A 583-nucleotide genomic window follows, 5' to 3' on the forward strand; every position below is an offset into this window, starting at 1 on the left:
CACTTCGACAACAGTCGTTGGCAAGCCTTCAGTAAAGGACGGTAGCAGTAAAACATCTAAAGCTGGATAGAATTCAGAAATTGGACTGATTCTACCAGTAAAAATAACGGTATCCAGAATATCCAAGTCTGCTGCTTTCGCCTTCAATTCTTCTTCTAAGTTGCCTGACCCGATAATTAGAATCTTTGCATTAAGATTATTTTCTTGAATGGCTTTTGCAATTTCAAATGTTTTATCGTGATTTTTCACAGGCATTAAACGCCCAACATGGCCTATTACAAGGGTATTTTCATCAAGATTATATCGCTTGCGTCCCGCTTCCCTATGCTGTGCATAGATGTTATCCGGATTCGCATACGCCTTCAAATCAATGGAGTTTGGAATAACCATAGAAGTATCTAAATTGGTCTTTGGACCAAATACGGATTTAATGGCTAAACGCCCACAACCAACAATATCAGTTGATAACTTGGTATTGAGTTTTCTATTAAAACCATAAACCAATTGGTCTGCCTTATTTTTAATTTTATAATCATTCACTAGATGGGCATGGATATAGAACCGCTTAACGCCATATTTTTTT

1 protein-coding gene is annotated in these 583 nt (G+C 37.0%); it reads right to left on the bottom strand.

The genetic code is table 11. The features are described from left to right. On the bottom strand, positions 1-540 hold a 540-nt coding region (locus ACRCJ0_RS18675), incomplete at its 3' end, for a glycosyltransferase (protein ID WP_431391696.1). Positions 541-583: the final 43 nt, after the last annotated feature.

The organism is Aerococcus sp. L_32 (assembly GCF_050689315.1).